The organism is Bradyrhizobium sp. USDA 4501 (assembly GCF_054062115.1).
In genome coordinates this window covers 8,931,582-8,955,630 of the sequence record NZ_JBSSEX010000001.1, presented here as the reverse complement: position 1 = coordinate 8,955,630, position 24,049 = coordinate 8,931,582, and the positions used below count along the sequence as shown (strand labels likewise).

Sequence of the window (24,049 nt, the reverse complement as noted above, 5' to 3'; positions counted from 1 at the left end):
GTCGAAATACTGGGCCCTGAAATCCCCAGTGCCAATGGGTCGTGCCGGCGGGGGATAGGTTCAACGTTGCGCCTCCTTGCCGCAGTCCAAGCCACGACATCGTGAGCTGCGCGATCTCGAGCGGATGTGGCTTGCCGATAACGCGCGCGCGCTGGCAGGGTAGTTCGGCCCGACAAGACCAATCCGCGAGAAAAGCACCATGGCGCGCAGACTGATCGATATCTCCGTTCCCCTGCAGAACGACGTTCCGGCCGATCCGCCCGGCAACCATCCGACCATCCAGTATATCGATCACCAGCAGGGGCTGCCGCGCATGCTGCAGTTCTTCGATGGACTGAAGGCGGAGGACCTGCCCGACGGACAGGGCTGGGCCGTCGAGCAGGTCTCGCTCTCCACCCACAACGGCACGCATCTCGATGCGCCCTGGCATTTCCATCCGTCCATGAACCGCGGCGAGCGATCCTGGACCATCGACGAGGTGCCGCTGGAGTGGTGCTTCCAGCCGGGCGTGAAGCTCGACTTCCGCCATCTGCCTGACGGTTATGTCGCGACCGCCAAGGATGTCGAAGCCGAGCTGAAGCGCATCGGCCACACGCTGTCGCCGCTCGAGATCGTCGTCGTCAACACCAGCGCGGGCGCGAAATATGGCCAGCCCGACTACGTCAATTCGGGCTGCGGCATGGGCTACGAGGCGACGATGTATCTGCTCGAGCGCGGCGTGCGGCTGACCGGCATCGACGGCTGGAGCTGGGACGCGCCGTTCGTCTTCACCGCGAAGAGATACGCCGAGACCAGGGACGCCAGCCTGATCTGGGAAGGCCACAAGGCCGGGCGGCACATCGGTTACTGCCACATCGAGAAGCTGCACAATCTCGAGCAGCTGCCGTCGACCGGATTCATGGTGTCGTGCTTCCCGGTGAAGATCGAGCGCGCGTCGGCGGGCTGGACGAGGGCGGTCGCCATCCTCGACGGCTAGGCGCGCCGGGGTTGTGATCGGCCAGCTTCGGGAACCGGTGGACAGGCTGTGCATTACGGCGGGTTGTTGCGGCACGGCTACAGCCTGAGGCAGCCGAATCTGCTTTAATGCACGCAGTAGATGCATTGGGTGATCGGGCCGCCGGCTCGTCCTCGCGTCCCGATTTCGGAAGCGTTCTCTCCCGTGACTAGAGCCCCGGCGTCTCCGGGGCTCTTTCTTGCGTGCCGCAGCTGAGCCAAGCCCGGCAGGTGAACCAACCCCAAAAAGCAAATCAGGTGCGTCGGGAACGACGCACCTGATTTCATGTCTTTAATATCGCTTGTGTCGACCGGGCGGTTGTTACCACCGGCAAACGCGAACGCCACGCGGGGTCCACCAGCAACGGGGCCCACCACCGTAGTAGCCATAGCCGCGTCCGTATCCATAGCCGCGACCATAACCCCATCCGCGGCCGCGACCCCAGCCGCCGCCGCGATAGCCCCAGCCGCCGCGTCCGCGCCATTGCGCTTGCGCAGACGACGTAGTGGCGCCGACCAGGATGGCGGAGGTGCTTGCGACATAGACGAACAACAAAGCGACTGCTGCCAGGCAACGAGTCAGGATATTGTAGCGTTTAGTCATTCTGAAGATCTCCAGTCCACTTCCAAACATCTGAACTGATGCTGGCTGTCTCGCTTAGACGCGCGACACCGGCATTCGGTTCGTGCATGCTAAGACAATATTTTCACTAAGGTTCTTGCGAGCTTTAACGACTCTATTGAGACCAACAGGTAAGGTCAAGTTACAGTCCCGCCTGCAGAGGATGCTGTCGTTGCTGCGCTCATCTTGTCGTTCATCCGCCGTTCATTCTGTTCATCTTGCGTTGCGCCGATTTGATTTGTGCATCGCAGAAGCAGAGGTTTGAGAACCTCGGAAAATGCCGGCGAGAACTTGAAGTCGACACGATCCTGTTCTCTGAGCGTTGCTGTATCCTTCCAAAGAGTGCCCATGCCGAAACAACACACTTACGTCCTTGGTCTCAACGTCTACGACCATGACGTCAGCGCCTGCCTGCTGCGTGACGGCGCGATCGCCTACGCGATCTCCAAGGAGCGCATCACCCGCGAGAAGCACGCCTCCGGCTTCTACAAGGAAGTCGTCGACTACTGCCTGTCGGCCGAGGGCATCACCCTCGACGACGTCGATCTCGTGGTGCGCAACAGCTACATCCTGCCGGTGCCCGAGATGGAGGAGCGGATGCTCCACCAGGATATGCCGGGCTTCTTGCCGATCGCCGAACGCAACGAGGCAATCAAGCACCCGCTGTTTCGTTCCAAATCCGACAAGGTGGTGTCGATCTCGCACCACCTCGCGCATGCCTACAGCGCGTTCGCGGTGTCCCCATTCAAGGACGGCGTCGTGATGATCGTCGACGGCGTCGGCAATTATCGGGCCGACGCGATGGAGTCCTGCTCCGAAGATGAGGCGTCGCCGCTGGCCCGCGAGTCCGAGAGCTACTACAGGTTCGACGACGCCAGGCTCGAATGCCTGAAGAAGGTCTGGATGGAGCCGGCGCGGGGGCTGTTGTCGGACGAGTTCTACAACATGCCGGGACTGGGGGCGCTGTACAGCCGGGTCTCGACCTATGTGTTCGGCGACTGGAACAAGTGCGGCGAGTTGATGGGGCTGGCGCCCTATGGCCGCCATGAGCAGGTCGGCCATCTGCTCGAGATGAAGGACGGCAAGCTGCACGTGCCGTTCTGGGGCGCCGAGAACCAGCAGCCCTTCGTGCTCGACAGCGGCAGCTGGGACAAGAGCCCGACGATGCGGCACTGGGAGGACATCGCCTGGCGGGTGCAGGACGATACCGAGAACGTGCTGCTGGCGCGGGCGCGCTGGCTGCGCGAGACCACGGGGGCGAAAAATCTCTGCATCGCCGGCGGCGTCGCGCTGAACTGCGTGGCCAACGGGCGCATCGCGCGCGAGTCGGGTTTCGAAAACATCTGGATCCAGCCCGCCGCCGGCGACGACGGCATCGCGATTGGTTGCGCTTATTACGGCTGGCTCGAGGTGCTCAAGCAGCGCCGCTCGTTCGTGATGGACCACGCCTATGTCGGGCGGCGCTACAGCGACGCCGAGGTGGCCGCCGCGCTGCAAAGCTTCCTGGTGCGCATCCAGGTCGACGCGAAGCGCAGCGACAATATCTGCCGCGACACCGCAAAGCTGCTCGCCGACCAGCGCGTGATCGGCTGGTTTCAGGACCGTTCCGAGTTCGGTCCGCGCGCGCTCGGCAACCGCAGCCTGATCGCCGATCCGCGCAGGGCCGAGATGAAGGATATCCTCAACAGCCGGGTCAAGCACCGCCAGGCCTTCCGGCCGTTCGCGCCGATCGTGCTGGCCGAGCGCATGAAGGAGATCTTCGAAGGCGAGGAGGACTCGCCCTACATGCTGATCGCAAAGCCGGTGCGGCCGGAATGGCGCGACAAGATCCCGGCGATCGTGCATGTCGACGGTTCGGCGCGGGTGCAGAGCGTGCGGGAAGAGACCAACCCGATGCTCTATCGCCTGCTGAAGGAGTTCGAGGCGCTGACCGGCGTGCCGGTCCTGATCAACACCTCGTTCAACGTCAAGGGCGAGCCGATCATCGAGACGCCGCAGGACGCGGTGAGTTGCTTCCTCACCACCGGGATCGACAACCTCGTGATGCATGACACGCTGGTGTCGAAGACCGCCATGCACAAGGTCGTCACGCCCGTGATGACGACGTTCGGCGACGTCGCCACCATCGTCTCCTCGACGACGCAGGATACCAGTCGCGGCGGCTAGAGAGCGTTTTCGAGCGAAGTGGGCACCGGTTCGCGTGAAGAAAACGCGTCAAAACAAGAATCTAGAGCTTCGGTTCTGATTCAATCAGAACCGAAAATGCTCTAGAGCATGGCCCGGAAAAGTGCGAAGCGGTTTTCCCCGCGACAAACGCGAAGCGTTTGCGCGGCCTTGCTCAAAAATAAGGGACTTACGCCGCCTTCGCCGGCGCCGTGGGTTTTGCCGCCGGCGGCTTGACCGGCTTGTCCTGCCGCTTCGACCACGAGATGTAATAGGCCACGATCGTCATGATCGCGATGCCGGAGATGCTGACGAAGATCTGCGCGAACAGCGAGCCCGAGCTCATCGAGAGCTCGAAATGTCCGACAAAGGACAGGAACACGCCGACGCAGAACACCGCCAGCGACTGCTGGCCGCAGACGATCAGGGGATCGAACACCTTCCACTCCAGCGCCGCCCAGTCCTTCGGGATGAAGCGGATCACCAGCACCGTGATCACCACGAAGTGCAGGAAGCGATACGGCGCGAGGTTGGTCTTGTCGTTCGGGTTGAAGGCCGAATAGAGCCAGTCCGGGAACATGGCGCCGAAGTCCGGGAAGCGCCCGGCCATCGTCATGATCAGCGCGAAGATCATATAGGCGATGCAAAACCACAGCGTGTAGCGCGAGTTGATGATGCGCATGTTGTTGCGGGCGCCGCCCATCGCGCACCATGAGCCGAACACGAACAGCACCTGCCAGGCGAACGGATTGAAGTACCAGCTGCCGGCCGGGTAGGCCGGCAGGTTCCAGCCCTGGTGGCGCGACACCAGCCACAGCACGAGCGAGGCCGCCATGGTCCAGTTCGGCCGCCGCAGCATGAACCACAGCACCGGGGGGAACAGGCCCATCAGCACGATATAGAGCGGCAGCACGTCGAGATTGACCGGCTTGAATTTCAGGAACAGGCCCTGGCGCAGCGTCTCGGTGGCGTTGTCGACGAGGCCGGCGACGTTGAACTCGTTGATGATCTCGGAATCGCCGAAGCGCAGCGCCAGATAGCTGATCGAGGCGATGTAGATCACGAACAGGATGATGTGGGCGACATAGAGCTGCCAGACCCGCTTGGTCAGCCGGGTGGCGCCGACGATGAAGCCGCGCTCCAGCATCATGCGGGCATAGACGAAGGAGGCGGTGTAGCCGGAGATGAAGACGAACAGGTCCGCGGCGTCGCTGAAGCCGTAATTCCGCGTCGTGATCCAGTTCACGACGTTGTCGGGGATGTGATCGAGGTAGATCGCCCAGTTCGCGACCCCGCGGAACAGGTCGAGCCGGAGGTCACGTCCTTTTTCGGGCAGGGTAGCGTGGATTTCCATGGCGCGCCGTTTCCTCGAGGTGATGCTTGTCGAGAAGATCGCGCCGCGGGCCCGGGGGACTGCTAAGGGAAGCCTCCCGAGGCCAGATTGTCACAGCGCGGTAGAATGACTATACCGGTCCGGCGAAGGCTGCCTCCGAGATCGAGGAATCACCGATCAGATCGTTGATAGGTGTCTCTATACTATCCCGGCGGTTTCCTTCAAATCGCTTCCATGTCGCACATCCCACGGGGCCGACCATCCATGACCGCACGCATTTTTAAGCCCGCCAAAAACGCGATGCAATCGGGACGTGCCAAGACCAAAGAGTGGCAACTGGACTACGAGCCGGAGCAGCCGCGCTCCGTGGAGCCTTTGATGGGCTGGACCTCGTCCACCGACATGAAGCAGCAGCTGACGCTGCAGTTCGAGACCAAGGAAGAGGCGGTCGCCTATTGCGAGCGCAAGGGCATCGCCTACCAGGTGATCGAGCCGAAGGATTCGGCGCACCGCCAGATCGCCTATGCCGACAATTTCGCGTTCCGCCGCTGGGAGCCTTGGACCCACTAAGGTTGGACCCACTAAGTCCAGACTAGCGCCCGATCAGCTCGCCGCGGGCGCGGCGAGGGCGCCCGGGATCGGCAGCGGCGCGTCCTTGGAGACGCCGAGCACCGGAAAGCTTCTGATCTTACGCACATTGGGCAGGCCGGCGAATTGCAGCAGCTGCTGGCGCATCTCGTCGACGCTGGGCGCGACGCATCGGAGCATGAAGTCGGCATCGCCCGAGATCCGCCAGCATTGCAGGAAGCGCGGCACGGCCGCCACATCAGCCTCGAACGCCTCGATCGCGCTCAGGGTCTGGCTGTCGAGCTGGATCAGCACGAAGGTCGTCACCTCATAGCCGAGCAGCCGCTCGTCCAGCGTGGCGCGGATCGCCTGGATCACGCCGCGGCTGCGCAGGGCGCGAACCCGGCGCAGGCAAGGCGGGGCAGTGATGCCGACCCGCTCGGCGAGCTCGTTGATCCTGATCCGGCCGTCCCGCTGCAACTCGGACAGGATCCGCAGATCGATGTCATCGAGCTGTGGGCGCTCGGTCACGGTCACGAGCCCGCCACGGCGGCGCGCCGGCTGTCGCTGCCGTGGCTCGCCTGGCCGATCGCAGCCCGCGGCGCCACGCCCGACAGCACCAGCTTCTCATGCGCCGCGATGATGGCGTCGCGGGTCAGCCGGCCGCCGGGGCGGTACCAGGTGCACAGCCCGGTGAGCAGCGCCAGGATCGCGAAGGTCGCGACCTGGATGTCGACCACCTCGAACGCGCCGTCCGCCACCCCGTCGGTGAGGATCTGCGCCAGCCGCTGCTCATAGGCGCCGCGCAGCGCCACCACCGCGTCGTAGTTCTTCGCATCGAGGCTGCGCAGCTCGGAATTGGCGATGAAGACCTCGCGCTTGCGGGTCATGTGATAGGTGACGTGGAACGCGACAAAGGCGCGCAGCTTCTCGCCCGGATCGGCCTTGCCCTCGAGCGCAAGGTCAAGCTCGCGCAGCAAATCGTTGATATGGTCCTGCACCAGATCGAACAGCAGGTCCTGCTTGGTTGAGATATGGTTGTAGAGTGAGCCCGCCTGGATGCCGACCTCGGCGGCGAGCTGGCGCAGGCTCATGGCCTCGTAGCCGTGCTCGAAGATCAGGCGCACGCCGGCCTTGCGGATCGCCTCCAGCGTGGTGGGGCCGTGTGAGCCGATCGTGCGTGCCATCGGGGCCTCGGAGGGTGTTGGCTTGCCAGGGAGGACCAGGAAACAAGCGAACGACCGTATGTATATCGCATGAAATCCCAGTGAATTCAATGAACTGCGGATTTCGCGCACAAACCATAGCACGATTGCTTGCGAAGCCAAGAAAAAAACGTATGATCGTTTAATTGCAAGATGAATCTCACGGGAGGGATCATGGCCTCGAACCAGGCGGCAATCTTCAATTTCGACCTTGGCGAGACCGCAGATGCGATCCGCGAGACGGTGCATGATTTCTCGACCAACGAGATCGCGCCGCGCGCCGCCGAGATCGACCGCAGCAACCAGTTTCCGCGCGACCTCTGGCCCAGGATCGGCGCGCTCGGCCTGCACGGCATCACCGTCGAGGAGGAGTATGGCGGCTCGGGCCTCGGCTATCTCGAGCACTGCATCGCGGTCGAGGAGATCTCGCGGGCGTCGGCCTCGGTCGGCCTGTCCTACGGCGCGCATTCCAACCTCTGCGTCAACCAGATCCGCCGCAACGGCAACGAGGCACAGAAGCGCAAATACCTGCCGAAGCTGATCTCGGGCGAGCATGTCGGCTCGCTCGCGATGTCGGAGCCGCAGGCGGGCTCGGACGTGGTCTCGATGAAGACGCGCGCCGACAAGAAGGGCGACCGCTTCGTCCTCAATGGCAACAAGATGTGGATCACCAACGGCCCGGTCGCCGATACGCTGGTGGTCTACGCCAAGACCGATCCGAACGCCGGCCCGCGCGGCATCACCGCGTTCATCATCGAAAAGGGCATGAAGGGATTTTCCACCGCGCAGAAGCTTGACAAGCTCGGCATGCGCGGCTCCGACACCTGCGAACTGGTGTTCGAGGATTGCGAGGTGCCGGAGGAGAACGTGCTCTCCGAGGTCGGCCGCGGCGTCAACGTGCTGATGAGTGGTCTCGACTATGAGCGCGCGGTGCTGGCGGCCGGGCCGATCGGCATCATGCAGGCCTGCATGGACGTCGTGCTGCCCTACGTGCACGAGCGTAAGCAGTTCGGCGAGCCGATCGGCTCGTTCCAGCTGGTGCAGGGCAAGGTCGCCGACATGTACACCACGATGAACGCCTCGCGCGCCTATGTTTACGCGGTGGCGAAGGCCTGCGATCGCGGCGAGACCACGCGCGAGGACGCCGCCGGCGCCATCCTCTATGCCGCGGAGAAGGCCACCCAATGCGCGCTGGATGCGATCCAGCTGCTCGGCGGCAACGGCTACATCAACGATTATCCCACCGGCCGCTTGCTGCGCGACGCAAAGCTCTACGAGATCGGCGCCGGCACCAGCGAGATCCGCCGCATGCTGATCGGCCGCGAACTGTTCGCCAAGACAGCCTGATGTCTTCTCCCTCGCCCGCGCTTGCGGGGAGAGGGGCGGGGTGAGGGGCTGTCACCGCACCAGTGGTGGCAGTTGTGCTCACCCCGGCACGATGATTGACCTTGAACCCCACCGATACTCCAACGAAACGTGCAAACACCGATGCCGCTTCATTCGACGATCGATCCCACATCTTCTGAATTTGCCCGCAACGCCGAGGTGATGCGCGGCCTGGTCGCGGAGCTCCGCGGCAAGCTCAACCAGGTGGCCGGCGGCGGCGGCGAGACCTCGCGCAAGCGGCACACCTCGCGCGGCAAGATGCTGGCGCGCGATCGCGTCGATCTCCTGGTCGACCCCGGCACCGCATTTCTCGAGCTGTCGCCGCTCGCCGCCAACGGGCTCTATGGCGGTGACGTGCATTCGGCCAGCGTGATCACCGGCGTCGGGCGCATCGCGGGCCGCGAATGCATCATCGTCGCCAACGACGCCACCATCAAGGGCGGCACCTATTACCCGATGACGGTGAAGAAGCATCTGCGCGCCCAGGACATCGCGCGGCAGAACAATCTGCCCTGCGTCTACATGGTGGATTCCGGCGGCGCCTTCCTGCCGCTGCAGGACGAGATCTTTCCCGACGAACGGCATTTCGGCCGCATCTTCTACAACCAGGCCCAGATGTCGTCGCAGGGCATCCCGCAGATCGCGATCGTGATGGGCTCCTGCACCGCGGGCGGCGCCTATGTGCCGGCGATGTCCGACGAGAGCATCATCGTACGCAACCAGGGCACGATCTTCCTTGGTGGTCCGCCGCTGGTGAAGGCCGCGACCGGCGAGGTCGTCACCGCCGAAGAACTCGGCGGCGCCGATGTCCACTCCCGGCAGTCCGGCGTGACCGATCACTACGCCCAGAACGATGCCCACGCGATCGGGATCGCGCGCCGCATCGTCGGCACGCTGAAGCAGCCGGTGAAGGCACAGCTCAACATGCGCCCTGCGCAGGAGCCGCTGTTTCCGGCCGAGGAGATCTATGGCGTGGTCTCCGCCGACGGCAGAAAACCGTTCGACGTGCACGACATCATCGCGCGGATCGTCGACGGCTCCGAATTCGACGAGTTCAAGAAGCTCTACGGCACCACGCTGATCTGCGGCTTCGCCCATATTTTTGGCTATCCGGTCGGCATCATCGCCAACAACGGCATCCTGTTCAGCGAGAGCTCGCTGAAGGGCGCGCATTTCATCGAGCTGTGCTGCCAGCGCGGCATTCCGCTGGTGTTCCTGCAGAACATCACCGGCTTCATGGTCGGCAAGAAGTACGAGGCCGGCGGCATCGCGCGCGACGGCGCCAAGCTGGTGACGGCGGTCGCCACCGCCGGGGTGCCGAAATTCACCGTCGTGATCGGCGGCTCCTACGGCGCCGGCAATTACGGCATGTGCGGCCGCGCCTACAGCCCGCGCTTCCTCTGGCTGTGGCCGAACGCGCGCATCTCGGTGATGGGCGGCGAGCAGGCCTCGATGGTGCTGAGCCAGGTGCGGCGCGACGGCATCGAGGCCAAGGGCGAGAGCTGGTCGGCGGAAGAGGAAGACAAGTTCCGCGAGCCGATCCGCGCGCAATACGAGAAGCAGGGCAATCCCTATTACGCCACGGCGCGGCTGTGGGATGACGGCGTGATCGATCCCGCCGATACGCGCCTCGTGCTCGGGCTCGGCCTCTCGGCGGCGGCGAATGCGCCGATCGAGCCGACGAAATTCGGCCTGTTCAGGATGTGACCCAGGATCTGATCATGGACCGCTCAAAACTCACCCGGCGTTTTCGCACGCTTCTGATCGCCAACCGCGGCGAGATCGCCTGCCGCGTCATCCGCTCGGCGCGCGCCATGGGGCTGCGCTCCGTCGCGGTTTATTCCGAGGCCGACCGCGACGCGATGCATGTCGCGCTCGCCGACGAGGCCGTGCTGCTCGGGCCTGCCCGGGCGCGCGACAGCTATCTCAACATCGAGCGCGTCATCGCCGCCGCCAAGGAGACCGGCGCTGAGGCGGTGCATCCTGGCTACGGCTTCCTGTCTGAAAATGCCGAGTTCGCGCAGGCCTGTCTTGAAGCAGGTTTGGTGTTCGTCGGTCCGACCGCCGAGATGATGACGGCGATGGGCTCGAAGTCCGGCTCGAAGGCGCTGATGGAGAAGGCCGGCGTGCCCTTGGTGCCGGGCTATCACGGCGAGGCCCAGGACGAGGCGACGCTGGCGGAGGCCGCCAACCGGATCGGCTTCCCGGTGCTGGTGAAGGCGTCCGCCGGCGGCGGCGGCCGCGGCATGCGTGTGGTCAATTCGGCGGCTGAGCTCACGGCCGCGATCACCAGCGCCAAGCGCGAGGCCAAGGCGGCGTTCGGCGACGACCGCATGCTGATCGAGAAATACGTGCAGAACCCGCGCCACATCGAGGTGCAGATCATCGGCGACAGCCACGGCAATCTGCTCTCGCTGTGGGAGCGCGAATGCACGCTGCAGCGCCGCCACCAGAAGGTGATCGAGGAGGCGCCGTCGCCGACGCTGAACGCCGCGCAACGCGAGACGGTTTGCGAGGCCGCCCGCAAGGCCGCCGGCGCGGTCAACTATATCGGCGCCGGCACCATCGAGTTCGTCTCCGACGGCAAGGACGTGTTCTTCATCGAGATGAACACCCGCCTGCAGGTCGAGCATCCCGTCACCGAGCTGATCACCGGCGTCGATCTCGTTGAATGGCAGCTCCGCGTCGCTTTCGGCGAGGCGCTGCCGCTGAAGCAGGACGAGATCAGGCTGAACGGGCATGCCATCGAGGCGCGCGTTTACGCGGAAAACCCGCAGAAGAACTTCATGCCCTCGGTCGGCCGCATCAAGACCTGGCGCACGCCACAGGAAGGCGACGGCCTGCGCATCGATGCCGGCTATCGCAGCGGCGATAACGTCTCGCCGTACTACGACGCGATGCTCGCCAAGGTGATCGCCTGGGCGCCGACGCGCGAGGGCGCGATCGACAAGCTCAATCGCGGACTGCAGGAGACCGATGTCCGCGGCATCGTCACCAATATCCCGTTCCTGTCGGCGCTGGTGACGCACAAGGATACGCGAGCCAATGCGATCGACACCGGCTTCATCGAGCGCGAGCTGAAGAACCTGACATCGAGCACGGGCACGGCCGGCGAGTTCGAGCTTTGCGCGGCGGTGGCCGCGATCGTCAACGACGAGCAGAAGGCGGCGCGACGCGAGGCCAACTCGCCCTGGCAGGCCTTCGGCTGGATGCCGGTCGGCCGCCGTCAGCGGGTGTTTTCGTTCCGGCAGGGCCATGAGCCTGCCCAGACCATCACGCTGCACTATGGCAACGGACCGTCGACGCTCTCCGTCGGCGGGCGCGAACTCGTCTTCGCCATCTCGTCAGCCGGCGATGACGGCTTCGACCTGACGCTCAACGGCCTCAAGTCGAGTATAGCCTCGGTCATCGAGGGCCACGAGCTTTACTTGCGCACCCGCAACGGCCGCTTCGACCTGCACTGGGTCGATCCGTTCGGCGGCGAGAGCGAGGAGCAGGTCGGCGAGGACAAGATCGTGGCGCCCTTGCCGGGCACGGTGGTGGCGCTGCTGGCCGAGGAGGGCGCGACACTGGAGAAGGGCGCCCCGATCCTCACCCTGGAAGTGATGAAGATGGAGCAGACCCTGCGCGCGCCCTATGCCGGGCTGCTGAAGAAGCTCAAATGCAAGGTCGGCGACATCGTCGGCGAGGGCGTCGAGCTTGCCGAAGTCGAACCTGCGGCCGCATCATGAGCGATCAGATCCAGCTCGTCGAGATGGGGCCGCGCGACGGCCTGCAGAACGAGAAGACGCCGGTCAGCGTCGAGGCGCGCATCGCCTTCGTCGAGGCGCTGGTGGCGGCCGGGCTCAATACCGTCGAGGTCGGCGCCTTCGTGTCGCCGAAGGCGATCCCGCAGATGGCGAGCTCTGACCAGGTGCTGCGCGGCGTCAGCCACATCAAGGGCGCCGAATTCCACGTGCTGGTTCCGAACGAGAAGGGCTATGACGCCGCGCGCGCGGCCGGCGCCGCGGTGGTCTCGGTGTTCGCGGCGGCCTCCGAAGGCTTCTCGCGCGCCAATATCAATTGCTCGGTCGCGGAATCGATCGAGCGTTTCAAGCCGGTGCTGGCGCGCGCCAAGGCCGACGGCGTCAAGGTGCGTGGCTACATCTCCTGTGTGCTCGGCTGTCCGTTCGACGGCGAGATCAAGCCGAAGGCGGTCGCCGACCTCGCGGTGACGCTGTGGGATCTCGGTTGCTACGAGATCTCGCTTGGCGACACCATCGGCGTCGGCACGCCGCTGAAGGCCAAACAGATGCTGCGTGCGGTCGGTTCCGAGTTGCCGGTCGGCAACCTTGCGATGCACTTCCACGACACCTACGGCCAGGCGCTGGCCAATCTCTATGCCGGCATGGAAGAGGGTGTTCGCGTCATCGATGCCGCCGCCGGGGGGCTCGGCGGCTGCCCCTACGCCCCCGGCGCCACCGGCAACGTTGCGACCGAGGACGTCGTCTACATGCTCGAGGGCATGGGCGTGAAGACCGGGATCGATATGGACAGACTGCTGGCCGCGACCAACGAGATGGCCGGCTTGCTCGGCCGTCCGCCGGTCAGCCGTGTTGCGTCCGCGCTCAACGCGAAGCGCACGCGGCTCGCCAAATCGTAAATTGTGGGATGCTTGGAGCGATTTGGGATCGTAGCCGCCTCAATCGTCGGCGGTCGCGTTGGGAGTTATGCGCTGCGAAGCGCAGATTCAAGGCTCATAGTCGCGCCTCTGGCTTGCGCAGTCTGGGCTCCCGATGCTGGACTCTCAACCCATATGCGTAGCGTGCGACAGCGCCTCGCGCTATCGCCGCCCTCCTTGAGGGCGTTTCCTCCCTAGACTTGGGCCGCTTGTTGTTTCGAGCGGCCCTTTTTCTTACGCCGCAGGAGCATTGATCGTCGCGATCACGGCCCTCATATCGGTCGCCAGCTCGCGATAGTGCCCGCCCAGCCGCTGGTATAGCTCGCGGTTGCTCCCATCCAGCGTCCTGCTAGCGATCAGCTCGCATTCGTCGGCGAGGATCTCAAATCGTTCCAGCTTTGCTTGGAGAGCAGACATGGCGGGCGTTTCCCTGACACTGTTACTGAGGGAGTTGCGACGCTACTACTCGGACTGTGTCTAACACAGCATAATTATGGGGTAGAACTAAATTCTTCCCGGCAGTGACTTTGACCGATTGATGGGAGCGACTTGTCCGCCGTAGCTCGAACAGCGAAGGCGGAAGCGCATGAGCGTTTCGAGGAATTCCGGAGGCAAATCGAAGCGCTCGGATATGAGGACGATGCGGCGGAGCCGTAATCGGATCGGTAGCGCGCAGCGAAGCCCATCAATTCAGTATCCGCGGCGCGAATGATGGGTATCGCTTCGCTCCACCCTACGAGCGAGTCCTTTCCACCGAATGGAACCCGTTTTGCGGCGCACACAGCCGGCGTCATCGGCTCGGCTCCCGATAAACCCTCCGGAAAGCGTTCATGGCTTGGTGACTCAAACGTGCTGAGGTGAGGGGCTCGCAATTGCTCCAGGTGGATTCTCGCTATGTCCGGACAGGTGTCAGCTTCCCGCGGCCGAACGTTTCTGGCCGGAAAGATCGTCTTCAACTTCGGCCGGTCGGCCTTCGACTGCACGGTCCGCCAGCTCACGGAGACGGGCGCCACCGTGGAACTCGAAAGTGTCGTTGGCATTCCCGATCACATTCAACTGTTGCTCGTCGGCAGCAATCAGGTGAAGCCATGCAAACGGCTGTGGCAATCGGACCGCCAGCTCGGCCTGGCTTTTGAAGAGCAGCAGGCCAACGCTGCGGCGCCCACGCCTGCCGCTCCTGCGCCGGCCGCCATTCCGGAGCGGCGCAGCGGCGATATTCTGCGCGGGCACATGCTGGCGCTGCGCGCGGGCGCTCGATCAGATACCCGTCGGCATCCTGCTGTTGGACGTGGAGCTGAAGGCCCAGTTCATCAACCGCGCGTTTCGGAACATGTGGCGGCTTCCGGACGAGGTGGCCGACCGCAACCCCAGCTTCACCGACCTGATGCATCACGGCTGCAAGACGATGGCCTACGAGCTGCCGGCCGCGCAACTCGAAGCCTATGTTGCCGAGCGCGTCCGCCTCGTGAACGTCGGGGACCCGAGCCCGATCGATCTCAGGCGCAGCAATGGCGACGTGGTTCGATGTCAGTGCACGCCGCTGCCCGACGGCGGCCGGATGGTGAGCTACACGCCCGTGACCGACATCGTGCGCGCGTCCGACAAGCTGAAGGTGCTGACCGGCGCGCTCGAGACTGTGGAGGACGGCGTCGTCCTGCTCGACCGCGATCTCAATGCGATCTTCCTCAATCGGCGAATGCGGGAATTCTGGGAGGTGAGCGAGGAGGAGGTCGCGCGGCATCCGGCATACATCACGCTGCTCACGCGCAACCGCCGCGCCGCTCCGACGGGCGCGACCCCGGAGCAGATCAGGGCCTTTCCTGCGAAGCGGATTGCGGAGATCAAGGCAGGCGATCACAAGCGCGACGTGCAGACGCCGGACGGTCGCCATATCAGGATCCATTGCTCGACGATGGCAAACGGCGGTCGCATGCTGACCTTCGTCGACGTGACCGATCTCGTACGCAACGCACGGCAGCTGGAGGTGCTCGCGACCACCGATCCGCTCACCGGATTGTTCAACCGCAGGCACTTCCTGACGACGCTGGATGCGGAGTGGAGCCGGTTCCAGCGCTACTATCGTTCGGTATCCGTGCTGATGGTCGATATCGATCACTTCAAGAGCATCAATGACCGCTTCGGACATGCGGTCGGTGACGAGGCCATCAAGGCTGTCGCCGGGATATGCATTCGGGGCAAGCGCAAGTCCGACGTCGTCGGCCGCGTTGGAGGCGAGGAGTTCGCCGTCCTGCTGCCGGAGACCACATTGTCGCGCGCCCGAACCGTCGCCGAACGCATCCGCAAGAGGGCGGAAGCGCTGACGGTGGGTGCGGATGATCGGCCGGTATCACTCACGGTGAGCATCGGCGTTGCCGAGGCGCTCACAAGCATGCCGGGGATCGATGCCCTAATGAAGGCTGCCGATGCGGCGCTCTACCAGGCCAAGGAGCACGGCAGGAATCGCACGGAGTGCTGGTCACCTCCGTCGCCACCGAAGCTGGCCGCCGGGTAAATTGCAGGTGGTCGGGTCCCCGTCAGGTCCCTATAAGGACTGATAATACATGGTTGCGCGGCGGCCACGATTGTTGCGATGTTGCAACGATGCCTGAACATTTAACCTTAAAAGCACCCGGTCCGTAGTCGCGCCGCTTTTTAGCCACACCCCGACATGAAAGGATATTCACGTAGCTGAATAGCCAGCGCTCCGACGGCGGGACATTTTTTCGGGTTCCGGCGTTGATGGAGGAAAGAGCGCCGGGAACAGGGTCGCGATGGACGCCAAGACGAACATCAAGGGCAGGCTGCCCAGCCGTCACGTGACGGAAGGGCCCGAACGCGCTCCGCACCGGTCCTATCTCTACGCGATGGGGCTGACGACAGCCCAGATTCATCAACCCTTTGTCGGCGTTGCTTCATGTTGGAATGAAGCCGCTCCCTGCAACATCTCGCTGATGCGCCAGGCGCAGGCGGTGAAGAAGGGCGTGGCCTCGGCCGGCGGCACGCCGCGCGAGTTCTGCACCATCACCGTCACCGACGGCATCGCAATGGGCCATGACGGCATGCGCTCGTCGCTGCCGTCGCGCGAATGCATCGCCGATTCGGTCGAACTGACGGTCCGCGGCCACTCCTATGACGCGCTGGTCGGGCTCGCCGGCTGCGACAAGTCGCTGCCGGGCATGATGATGGCGATGGTCCGCCTCAACGTTCCGTCGATCTTCATCTATGGCGGCTCGATCCTGCCCGGCAACTTCCGCGGCCAGCCGGTCACCGTCCAGGACATGTTCGAGGCGGTTGGCAAGCACTCGGTCGGCGCCATGTCGGACGAGGACCTCGACGAGATCGAGCGGGTGGCGTGCCCGTCGGCCGGCGCCTGCGGCGCCCAGTTCACCGCCAACACCATGGCGACCGTCTCCGAGGCGATCGGCCTCGCGCTCCCGTATTCCGCCGGGGCTCCGGCGCCCTACGAGATCCGCGACTCCTTCTGCGCCGCCGCCGGCGAGAAGGTGATGGAGCTGATCGAGAAAAACATCCGGCCCCGCGACATCGTCACCCGCGAAGCCCTTGAAAATGCTGCGGCCGTGGTTGCAGCCTCAGGTGGTTCGACCAATGCTGCGCTGCACCTGCCGGCGATTGCCCATGAGTGCGGCATTAAATTCAATTTGTTCGACGTTGCCGAAATCTTCAAAAAGACTCCTTACGTCGCGGATTTGAAGCCGGGCGGCCGTTATGTTGCCAAAGACATGTTTGAAGTAGGTGGCATTCCGCTGCTGATGAAGACGCTGCTCGACAATGGCCACCTGCACGGGAATTGCCTAACCGTCACTGGCCGAACGATCGCCGAAAACCTCAAAAGCGTGAAATGGAATCCGCACCAGGATGTGGTGCGGCCCGCCGACAATCCGATCACCGTGACGGGTGGCGTTGTTGGGCTAAAGGGTAATCTCGCTCCGGAGGGTGCGATCGTGAAGGTCGCGGGAATGTCCAACCTGAGGTTTACCGGTCCGGCCCGGTGCTTCGACCGCGAGGAAGACGCCTTCGAGGCGGTGCAGAAGCGCACCTACAGGGAAGGCGAGGTGATCGTGATCCGCTATGAGGGGCCGAAGGGCGGTCCCGGCATGCGGGAGATGCTGGCGACCACGGCGGCACTGACCGGGCAGGGGATGGGCGGCAAGATTGCCCTGATCACCGATGGCCGGTTCTCCGGCGCCACCCGTGGCTTCTGCATCGGACATATTGGACCTGAAGCGGCCGTCGGCGGGCCGATCGGGTTGTTGCAAGACGGCGACATCATCGAGATCGATGCGGTCGCCGGCACCCTTAACGTAAATTTGAGCGACGCCGAACTCGCAAATCGTAAGACCAAATGGGCCCCTCGCGCGACGAACCATACATCTGGTGCGCTGTGGAAGTACGCCGAGCAAGTGGGGCCGGCGGTGGATGGCGCAGTCACCCATCCGGGTGGCGCGTACGAGAAACAGTGTTATGCGGACGTTTAGGCGTACGATATTGGCGTTTGCGTTAGGGGCCATCCCGGTGGCGGGCCCCGGATTCGGATTCGACGGCGCACCGGTCAACCCACAAGATACGGTTCTTCCTGTGGTTTCCCCGCAGCCGGGGACCGCGGGCGCGCTGAAACGGGCCGCCACTCCAGTGGCGCCTGCGGCGACCTCGCCGACCTCGTCGTTCAGCACGCTGCAGTATCAGGCCGAGGGTGGTCACCCCGTCGCGCAGTGGAAGCTCGGCAAGATGTACGCCGAGGGCGACGGCGTCATCCAGGACGACATGCGCGCCTTCGAATATTTCAGCCGGATCGCCAATGCGCATGCCGAGGATTCGCCGTCGGCACCGCAGGCCTCGATCGTGGCCAACGCCTTCGTCGCGCTCGGCCGCTACTATCTGAGCGGCATTCCCAATTCCAAGGTGAAGGCGGACACCGAGCGGGCGCGGGAGATGTTCTCCTATGCCGCGTCCTATTTCGGCAATGCCGACGCCCAGTATGATCTTGCCCGGCTCTACCTGAAGACGCCGGACGCCTCGCGGGACGACTTCCGCTACGGCGCGCGCTGGCTCGGCCTTGCCGCCCAGAAGGGCCAGCATCAGGCGCAGGCGCTGCTCGGCCAGATGCTGTTCAACGGCGACCGCCTGCCGCCGCAGCGGGCACGCGGCCTGATGTGGCTGACGCTGGCGCGCGACAGCGCGACGCCGGATGAGGCCTGGATCAAGGAAAGCTACAACCGGGCGATCGCCAAGGCCTCCGAGGACGATCGCGCGATGGCGCTGCAGATGCTCGAGCACTGGGTGCAGGGCCGCCGGGATTGAACTTCCGGCCGGCCGGCGGGGTCAGGCGATCTCGAAATCGAGATCGGCCCAGACCGGGACATGGTCGGACGGCTTCTCCCAAGCCCGCACATAGCTGTCGATGCCGACGTCGATCAGCCGGTCGCTCGCTTGTGCCGACATCAACAGGTGGTCGATGCGCAGGCCCCAGTTCTTTTGCCAGGCGCCGGCCTGGTAGTCCCAGAAAGTGTACTGGCCCGGCTCGTCATTGACCGCCCGCAGCGCGTCGGTCAGGCCGAGGCCGAGCAGCGACTGGAAGGCCTCGCGGGTCTGAGGCCGAAACAGGGCGTCATCGGCCCAGGCGGCGGGATTGTAGACGTCGCGCGCGGCCGGGATGACGTTGAAATCGCCGGCCAGGATCAACGGCTCCTCGGCCTTCAGCCGCTCCTTCGAATACTCAAGAAGCCGCGACATCCACTTGAGCTTGTACGGATATTTGTCGGTATTGGCGGGGTTGCCATTGGGCAGGTAAAGGCACGCGACCCGGATCACGCCCTGCTTCAGCGTGACGACGCCTTCGAGGAAGCGGGCATGGGCGTCCTCGTCGTCGCCGGCGAGGCCCGATTTGGTCTCGTCGAACGGCAGCTTCGACAGCAGCGCGACGCCGTTGAAGGTCTTCTGGCCGTGGGTGACGACATTGTACCCGAGCGCCTCGACCTCGAGGCGGGGAAACGCATCATCGACGCATTTGATCTCCTGCAGACAGACGATGTCGGGGGAGCACTCCTTCAGCCAGCTGACCAGAAGCTCGATCCGTTGCCGGACCGAGTTGACGTTCCACGTAGCGATGCGAACTGCCATCGGACTTCCTTCATTGTGGGGGAACGTGACCGAGCGCCGCCCCGCTTAGACCAGGCGCTTCCGCATCTCGATGTGCGGGATGCCGGCCTCCTCGAATTCCGCGCCGATCCGCTCGAAGCCGACGCGCGCGTAGAACGGCTCCGCGTGCGTCTGCGCGTTGAGGATCAGTTCCGGATAGCCGAGTTCGGCCGCCTTGGCCATCAGCGCGTCCAGCACGCGGGCGCCTACGCCTGTGCCGCGCGCCGCTTTGAGCACGGCCATGCGGCCGATATGACCGTCCGGCCGCAGCCGGCCCGTGGCCAAGGGCGCACCGTCGTCGGCGAACGCCAGCGCATGCCAGCTCGATGCGTCCATGTCGTCCCATTCCAGTTCTACCGGCACCCGCTGTTCCTCGACGAAGACGCTGTAGCGGATGGCACGGGAGCGTTCGCGGGCTTCTTCCCAGGGGCAGACAAGGACGGAGGTGGACATAAGGTCGCGATTCGAAAGCTCAATGAAGCAGAACGGATGCGGTCCGGTTACTCAAAACGTCCGGCGATGCGCATGCAAATCACCGGATTGAAGCCGCACTATTTCACTTAGGTGGCATACCATGGGCGGTCCGCCTGTGCTAACCCTCTCAGGAAACAAGGCGCAACAATTGCCGATGGGGGAGTGACGACGCGCACCGGCCTTCAAGGGAAGCCGGCGGCGCACGTGCAAAACTTATGAAAAAACGCAATTTGGTTCTGACTGTCGCTGTTCTCGGCATTGCGGCCGGGGCGGCTTACATGACCCGCACTTCATGGATGGGTGGCGGCGCCGCCACCGCGCAAGGGACGGCGCGGCCGCGCGTGGTGTCCGTGGATCTCGCTAAGGCGGAACGCAAATCGGTTCCGGTCGATGTCGATGCCATTGGACAGGTCACGCCGATCTCCAGCGTGGCGCTGAAGTCGCGGCTGGAGACCACCATCGTCTCGGTGCATTTCGAGGACGGCGCCAGGGTCAATGAAGGCGACCTGCTGTTCACCCTCGACGCGCGGCAGATCGACGCGCAGATCGAACAGGCCGAGGGCGTCCTGGCCCGCGACCAGGCCCAGCTCGAGGGCGCGCAGCGCGACCTCCGCCGCTACACCGAACTGGTCGGCAAGGGTGCGACCACCCAGGTCAACCTCGACAACGCCAAGACCCAGTCCGACGTCCTGATCGGCACCATCAAGGCCGACCGCTTCGCGCTGGAGAACCTCCGCGTCCAGAAGAGCTACACCGTCATCCGCGCACCATTCGCGGGACGGATCAGCGCCGCCAACGTCAAGGTCGGCAACTTCGTCCGCCCCGCCGACACCCAGCCGCTCGCGGTCATCAACCAGATGGCACCGGTCTACGTCACCTTCGCGATTCCGCAGCGGGCGCTGGTCGATCTGCGCGACGCCATGGGGAAGGGCGATTCAAAGGTGATCGCGACCATTCCCGGCCACCAGCGCTCCGAGCGCGGCAAGATCGCGATGGTGGAGAACGCCGTCGACGCGACCACCGGCATGGTGACCGTGCGCGGCATCATGAACAACGAGAGCGAGACGCTCTGGCCCGGCACCATCGTGCAGACCAAGCTGATCATCCGCAGCGAAGACGCGGTCGTGGTGCCGACGGTCGCGGTGCAGCGCAGCCAGAACGGCAATTTCGTCTTCGTCGTCAAGGACGGCGTTGCCAAGGTCCGGCCGGTCAAGGTCGATCGCACCTTCCAGGGCTCATCGGTGATCTCAGACGGATTGGCGGGCGATGAAAGCGTCGTCGTTGACGGCCAGCTGCTGCTCTCGGAGGGATCGCGGGTTGAACTGCGGGCGCGCAAGGCCGGAGCCTGACCGATGACGCTCTCCGAGCTTTGCATCCGCCGCCCGGTCATGACGACGCTGATCACGGCGTCGATCATCGCATTCGGCGTGTTCGGCTTCCGCCTGCTGCCGGTCTCGGCGCTGCCCAAGGTGGACTTCCCGACCATCGCGGTGACCGCGACCCTGCCCGGCGCCAGCGCCGACACCATGGCGGCCTCGGTCGCCGGCATCATCGAGCGCCAGCTCTCGACCATTGCCGGCATCTCCTCGATGTCCTCGAACTCCTCGCAGGGCACGAGCGTCATCACCATCCAGTTCGACCTCAACCGCAACATCGATGCCGCCGCGCTCGACGTGCAGACCGCGTTGACGATCGCGCAGCGCCGGCTGCCGATCGAGATGACGATCCCGCCGAGCTTCCGGAAGGTGAACCCGGCGGACTTCCCGGTGCTGTTCGTCTCGCTCGGCTCGGCGACGCTGCCGCTGTCGAGCGTCAACGAATACGGCGACATCACGATCGGGCAGGCACTGTCGCAGCTGCCGGGCGTCGCCCAGGTCTTGATCTACGGCGCGCAGAAATTCGCCATCCGCGTTCAGGCCGATCCGGAGGCCGCCGCCGCGCGCGGCGTCTCGATGGAGGATATCCGCGCCGCGGTGTCGCGCGCCAATTCGTCGACGCCGGTCGGTACCTTGAATGGCCCCAAGCAGGACGTCGCGCTGCAGGCCTCCGGCCAGATGGACAAGGCGGCCGACTACCGCCAGATCTATGTCGCCTGGCGCAACGGCTCGCCGGTCCGGCTCGACGAGATCGCCAAGGTCTATGACAGCGTCGAGAACGACAAGATCGCGACCTGGATGAACGACGAGCGGGCGATCGTGCTCGCGATCCAGAAGCAGCCCGACGCCAACACCGTGGCGGTGGTCGACGCCGTGCTGGCCAAGCTCCCGGCGCTGCGCGCCGCGATCCCGCCCTCGGTGACCATGCAGGTCATGATGGACCGCTCGGTCTCGATCCGCCAGGCGGTCAGCGACGTCGAGGAGACCCTGCTGATCGCGATCGGCCTCGTGATCCTCGTGATCTTCCTGTTCCTGCGCTCGGCCTCTGCCACCTTCATCCCGGCGCTCGCGGTGCCGATCTCGCTGTTCGGCACGTGCGCGGCGATGTACGCGCTGGATTACTCCATCAACAACATGACGCTGCTGGCGCTGACGCTCTCGGTCGGCTTCGTGGTCGACGACGCCATCGTCATGCTGGAGAACATCGTCCGCCACATCGAGCACGGCATGAAGCCGTTCGAGGCGGCGCTGAAGGGTGCCCGCGAGATCGGTTTCACGATCATCTCGATCACCTTCTCGCTGATCGCCGTGTTCATCCCGGTGCTGCTGATGGGCGGCATCGTCGGCCGCGTATTCCGCGAATTCGCGGTGACGATCTCGGTTGCGATCATCGTCTCCGGCTTCGTGTCGCTGACCCTGACGCCGATGCTGTGCGCCCGTGTGCTGCGCGCGCATGACGCGACCAAGCGGCCGAACGTCGTGCTGCGGGCGTTCGAGGCGATGTTCGAGGCCTGGCTGCGGGCCTATGAATGGGCGCTGGATTGGGTGCTGGCCAAGAAGGCCCTGATGCTGGTGGTGACGCTGGCTACGCTGGGCGGCACCATCTACCTCTACATGATCGTGCCGAAGGGCTTCTTCCCGCAGGAGGACACCGGCTTTCTGATCGGCGTGACGGAGGCTGCGACCGACACCTCGTTCGAGGCGATGAAGGTGCGCCAGCAGGCGCTGGTCGAGGTGCTGCGGACCGATCCGGCGATAGAGTACATCAACTCTACGGTCGGCTCCGGCGGTCCCAATCCGACGGCGAATTACGGCCGTCTGTTCATCGCGCTGAAGCCGCAGAAGATGCGTGACAACGCCACCGTGGTGATCGGCCGTCTGCGGCAGAAGGCGCGCGAGATCCCGGGCATGCAGGCGTTCTTCCAGAGCATCCAGAACCTCAGCATCGGCGGGCGCATCTCCAAGAGCCAGTATCAGTATGTGATGCAGAGCGGCGATACCGAGGCGCTGTACCGGCTGGCGCCCGAGATGCGCGACAAGATCGAGAAGATTCCGGGCTTGCTCGACGTTACCACCGACCTGTACATCAAGAACCCGCAGATGACGGTCGACATCGACCGCGAGAAGGCGGCGGTCTACGGCGTCACCGTCGATCAGGTCCGCAACCAGCTCTACAACGCCTATGGCGCGCGGCAGGTCGGCACCATCTACATGCCGTCGAACGACTACCAGATCATCCTCGAGGTGCAGCCGCAGTTCCGCGTCGATCCGTCCGACCTCTCGAAGCTCTACATGAAGACCGCGAACAACCAGACCATTCCGCTGGATGCGGTGGCGAGGCTGGTGCCGACGGTCGGGCCGTTGCAGATCAACCACCAGGGCCAGCAGCCGGCGGTGACGATCTCGTTCAACCTCGCGCCGGGCACCTCACTCGGCTACGCGGTCGACAAGATCACCGAACTCGAGCAGACCGCGAACCTGCCGCCGACGATTGTGACCGGCTTCTCCGGCACCGCGCAGGTGTTCCAGGATTCGCTGCGCGGGCAGGGCGTGCTGATCCTCGCCGCGGTGTTCGCAGCCTTCGTGATCCTCGGCATTCTCTATGAGAGCTTCATCCACCCGATCACCATCATCTCCGGCCTGCCGTCGGCCGGTATCGGCGCGATCCTGACGCTGATGATGTTCGGGATGGAGCTGTCTGTGATTGCGATGATCGGCATCGTGATGCTGGTCGGCATCGTCAAGAAGAATGCGATCATGATGGTCGACTTCGCGCTGGAGCGTCGCCGCGTCGGCCTCAGCGCCGAGCACGCGATCCGCGAGGCGGCACTGCTGCGCTTCCGTCCGATCATGATGACGACGTTCGCGGCGATCTTCGGCACGCTGCCGATCGCGCTCGGCGCGGGTGCCGGCGCCGAACTGCGTCAACCGCTCGGCGTCGCCGTGGTCGGCGGCCTCTGCGTGTCGCAGCTGCTGACGCTGTTCATCACGCCGGTGATCTACATCTATCTCGACCGCATCGACCGCAGGCTGCGCCGCAAGCTCGACCCGCAAGCCGAGGCGGGCGGCGACGTCGAGCGACCGCAGGTGGTCGCGGCGGAATAGCCGAGCATT

Annotated in this window: 20 protein-coding genes; 12 read left to right on the top strand and 8 right to left on the bottom strand. The window is 64.5% G+C overall.

Going from position 1 to position 24,049, the window contains the following annotated elements:
• Window positions 1–199: 199 nt before the first annotated feature.
• A complete protein-coding gene (locus ACVWZM_RS41850; protein ID WP_076828652.1) occupies window positions 200–976 on the top strand; it encodes a cyclase family protein in 777 nt (258 codons plus the stop codon).
• Window positions 977–1,315: 339 nt separating this feature from the next.
• Here the strand turns inward: ACVWZM_RS41850 and ACVWZM_RS41845 are convergent, their stop codons facing one another.
• Window positions 1,316–1,597: a hypothetical protein gene (locus tag ACVWZM_RS41845; RefSeq protein WP_076828733.1), complete on the bottom strand. Its 282-nt coding sequence runs from the start codon at window positions 1,595–1,597 to the stop codon at window positions 1,316–1,318.
• 366 nt (window positions 1,598–1,963) lie between these two features.
• On the opposite strand from ACVWZM_RS41845, the gene ACVWZM_RS41840 reads away from it, so the two are divergent.
• Window positions 1,964–3,781 (top strand): carbamoyltransferase family protein, encoded by a 1,818-nt coding sequence (locus ACVWZM_RS41840; protein WP_076828650.1) that lies wholly within the window; start codon window positions 1,964–1,966, stop codon window positions 3,779–3,781.
• Between the two features lie 187 nt (window positions 3,782–3,968).
• Here the strand turns inward: ACVWZM_RS41840 and ACVWZM_RS41835 are convergent, their stop codons facing one another.
• Window positions 3,969–5,132, bottom strand: a complete 1,164-nt coding sequence (locus ACVWZM_RS41835) for an OpgC domain-containing protein (protein ID WP_050384313.1) — start codon at window positions 5,130–5,132, stop codon at window positions 3,969–3,971.
• Window positions 5,133–5,375: 243 nt separating this feature from the next.
• Between ACVWZM_RS41835 and ACVWZM_RS41830 the strand changes: the two genes are divergently transcribed.
• Window positions 5,376–5,681, top strand: coding sequence for an ETC complex I subunit (locus ACVWZM_RS41830; protein ID WP_016846428.1), 306 nt, complete (start codon window positions 5,376–5,378; stop codon window positions 5,679–5,681).
• Between the two features lie 33 nt (window positions 5,682–5,714).
• Here the strand turns inward: ACVWZM_RS41830 and ACVWZM_RS41825 are convergent, their stop codons facing one another.
• On the bottom strand, window positions 5,715–6,209 hold the full coding sequence (locus tag ACVWZM_RS41825) for an Lrp/AsnC family transcriptional regulator (RefSeq protein WP_057018554.1): 495 nt from the start codon (window positions 6,207–6,209) through the stop codon (window positions 5,715–5,717).
• Between the two features lie 2 nt (window positions 6,210–6,211).
• Complete coding sequence (locus tag ACVWZM_RS41820; protein ID WP_076828648.1) at window positions 6,212–6,865, bottom strand: TetR/AcrR family transcriptional regulator; 654 nt, start codon at window positions 6,863–6,865, stop codon at window positions 6,212–6,214.
• Window positions 6,866–7,057: 192 nt separating this feature from the next.
• On the opposite strand from ACVWZM_RS41820, the gene ACVWZM_RS41815 reads away from it, so the two are divergent.
• The 4 genes from ACVWZM_RS41815 to ACVWZM_RS41800 all read left to right on the top strand — a co-directional run bounded on the left by ACVWZM_RS41815 (window position 7,058) and on the right by ACVWZM_RS41800 (window position 12,911).
• Entirely contained in the window at window positions 7,058–8,230 is a 1,173-nt protein-coding gene (locus ACVWZM_RS41815) for an isovaleryl-CoA dehydrogenase (protein ID WP_028332150.1), read from the top strand.
• Between the two features lie 141 nt (window positions 8,231–8,371).
• Complete coding sequence (locus ACVWZM_RS41810) at window positions 8,372–9,976, top strand: carboxyl transferase domain-containing protein (protein WP_038386820.1); 1,605 nt, start codon at window positions 8,372–8,374, stop codon at window positions 9,974–9,976.
• Between the two features lie 14 nt (window positions 9,977–9,990).
• On the top strand, window positions 9,991–12,000 hold the full coding sequence (locus ACVWZM_RS41805; RefSeq protein WP_076828731.1) for an acetyl/propionyl/methylcrotonyl-CoA carboxylase subunit alpha: 2,010 nt from the start codon (window positions 9,991–9,993) through the stop codon (window positions 11,998–12,000).
• The gene (locus ACVWZM_RS41800; RefSeq protein ID WP_076828643.1) at window positions 11,997–12,911 is read left to right on the top strand and encodes a hydroxymethylglutaryl-CoA lyase; all 915 of its coding nucleotides are present in this window, start codon (window positions 11,997–11,999) and stop codon (window positions 12,909–12,911) included. Before ACVWZM_RS41805 ends, ACVWZM_RS41800 begins: the two co-directional genes overlap by 4 nt.
• Before the next feature lie 252 nt (window positions 12,912–13,163).
• On the opposite strand, the gene ACVWZM_RS41795 is transcribed toward ACVWZM_RS41800, so the two are convergent.
• Window positions 13,164–13,346 carry a hypothetical protein gene (locus ACVWZM_RS41795; protein ID WP_016846867.1) on the bottom strand — a complete coding sequence of 61 codons (183 nt, stop codon included), beginning with the start codon at window positions 13,344–13,346 and terminating at the stop codon, window positions 13,164–13,166.
• Between the two features lie 492 nt (window positions 13,347–13,838).
• Window positions 13,839–14,159, bottom strand: a complete 321-nt coding sequence (locus ACVWZM_RS41790; protein WP_456856175.1) for a hypothetical protein — start codon at window positions 14,157–14,159, stop codon at window positions 13,839–13,841.
• A 58-nt stretch (window positions 14,160–14,217) separates the two neighbouring features.
• Between ACVWZM_RS41790 and ACVWZM_RS41785 the strand changes: the two genes are divergently transcribed.
• The 3 genes from ACVWZM_RS41785 (at window position 14,218) to ACVWZM_RS41775 (ending at window position 18,248) form a co-directional block, all read left to right on the top strand.
• Window positions 14,218–15,441 carry a diguanylate cyclase gene (locus ACVWZM_RS41785; RefSeq protein WP_456856853.1) on the top strand — a complete coding sequence of 408 codons (1,224 nt, stop codon included), beginning with the start codon at window positions 14,218–14,220 and terminating at the stop codon, window positions 15,439–15,441.
• Between the two features lie 259 nt (window positions 15,442–15,700).
• Window positions 15,701–17,425, top strand: a complete 1,725-nt coding sequence (gene ilvD / locus ACVWZM_RS41780; RefSeq protein ID WP_018271516.1) for a dihydroxy-acid dehydratase — start codon at window positions 15,701–15,703, stop codon at window positions 17,423–17,425.
• Entirely contained in the window at window positions 17,412–18,248 is an 837-nt protein-coding gene (locus ACVWZM_RS41775; protein WP_026192730.1) for a tetratricopeptide repeat protein, read from the top strand. The genes ilvD and ACVWZM_RS41775 overlap by 14 nt, the downstream gene beginning before the upstream one ends.
• A gap of 21 nt (window positions 18,249–18,269) precedes the next feature.
• Here ACVWZM_RS41775 and xth read toward each other — a convergent pair whose 3' ends face one another.
• The gene (gene xth / locus ACVWZM_RS41770) at window positions 18,270–19,067 is read right to left on the bottom strand and encodes an exodeoxyribonuclease III (RefSeq protein ID WP_076828641.1); all 798 of its coding nucleotides are present in this window, start codon (window positions 19,065–19,067) and stop codon (window positions 18,270–18,272) included.
• 45 nt (window positions 19,068–19,112) lie between these two features.
• Entirely contained in the window at window positions 19,113–19,538 is a 426-nt protein-coding gene (locus ACVWZM_RS41765; protein WP_456856174.1) for a GNAT family N-acetyltransferase, read from the bottom strand.
• Between the two features lie 236 nt (window positions 19,539–19,774).
• On the opposite strand from ACVWZM_RS41765, the gene ACVWZM_RS41760 reads away from it, so the two are divergent.
• Window positions 19,775–20,908 carry an efflux RND transporter periplasmic adaptor subunit gene (locus ACVWZM_RS41760; protein WP_456856172.1) on the top strand — a complete coding sequence of 378 codons (1,134 nt, stop codon included), beginning with the start codon at window positions 19,775–19,777 and terminating at the stop codon, window positions 20,906–20,908.
• A gap of 3 nt (window positions 20,909–20,911) precedes the next feature.
• A complete protein-coding gene (locus tag ACVWZM_RS41755) occupies window positions 20,912–24,040 on the top strand; it encodes an efflux RND transporter permease subunit (RefSeq protein WP_057018544.1) in 3,129 nt (1,042 codons plus the stop codon).
• Window positions 24,041–24,049 lie beyond the last annotated feature (9 nt).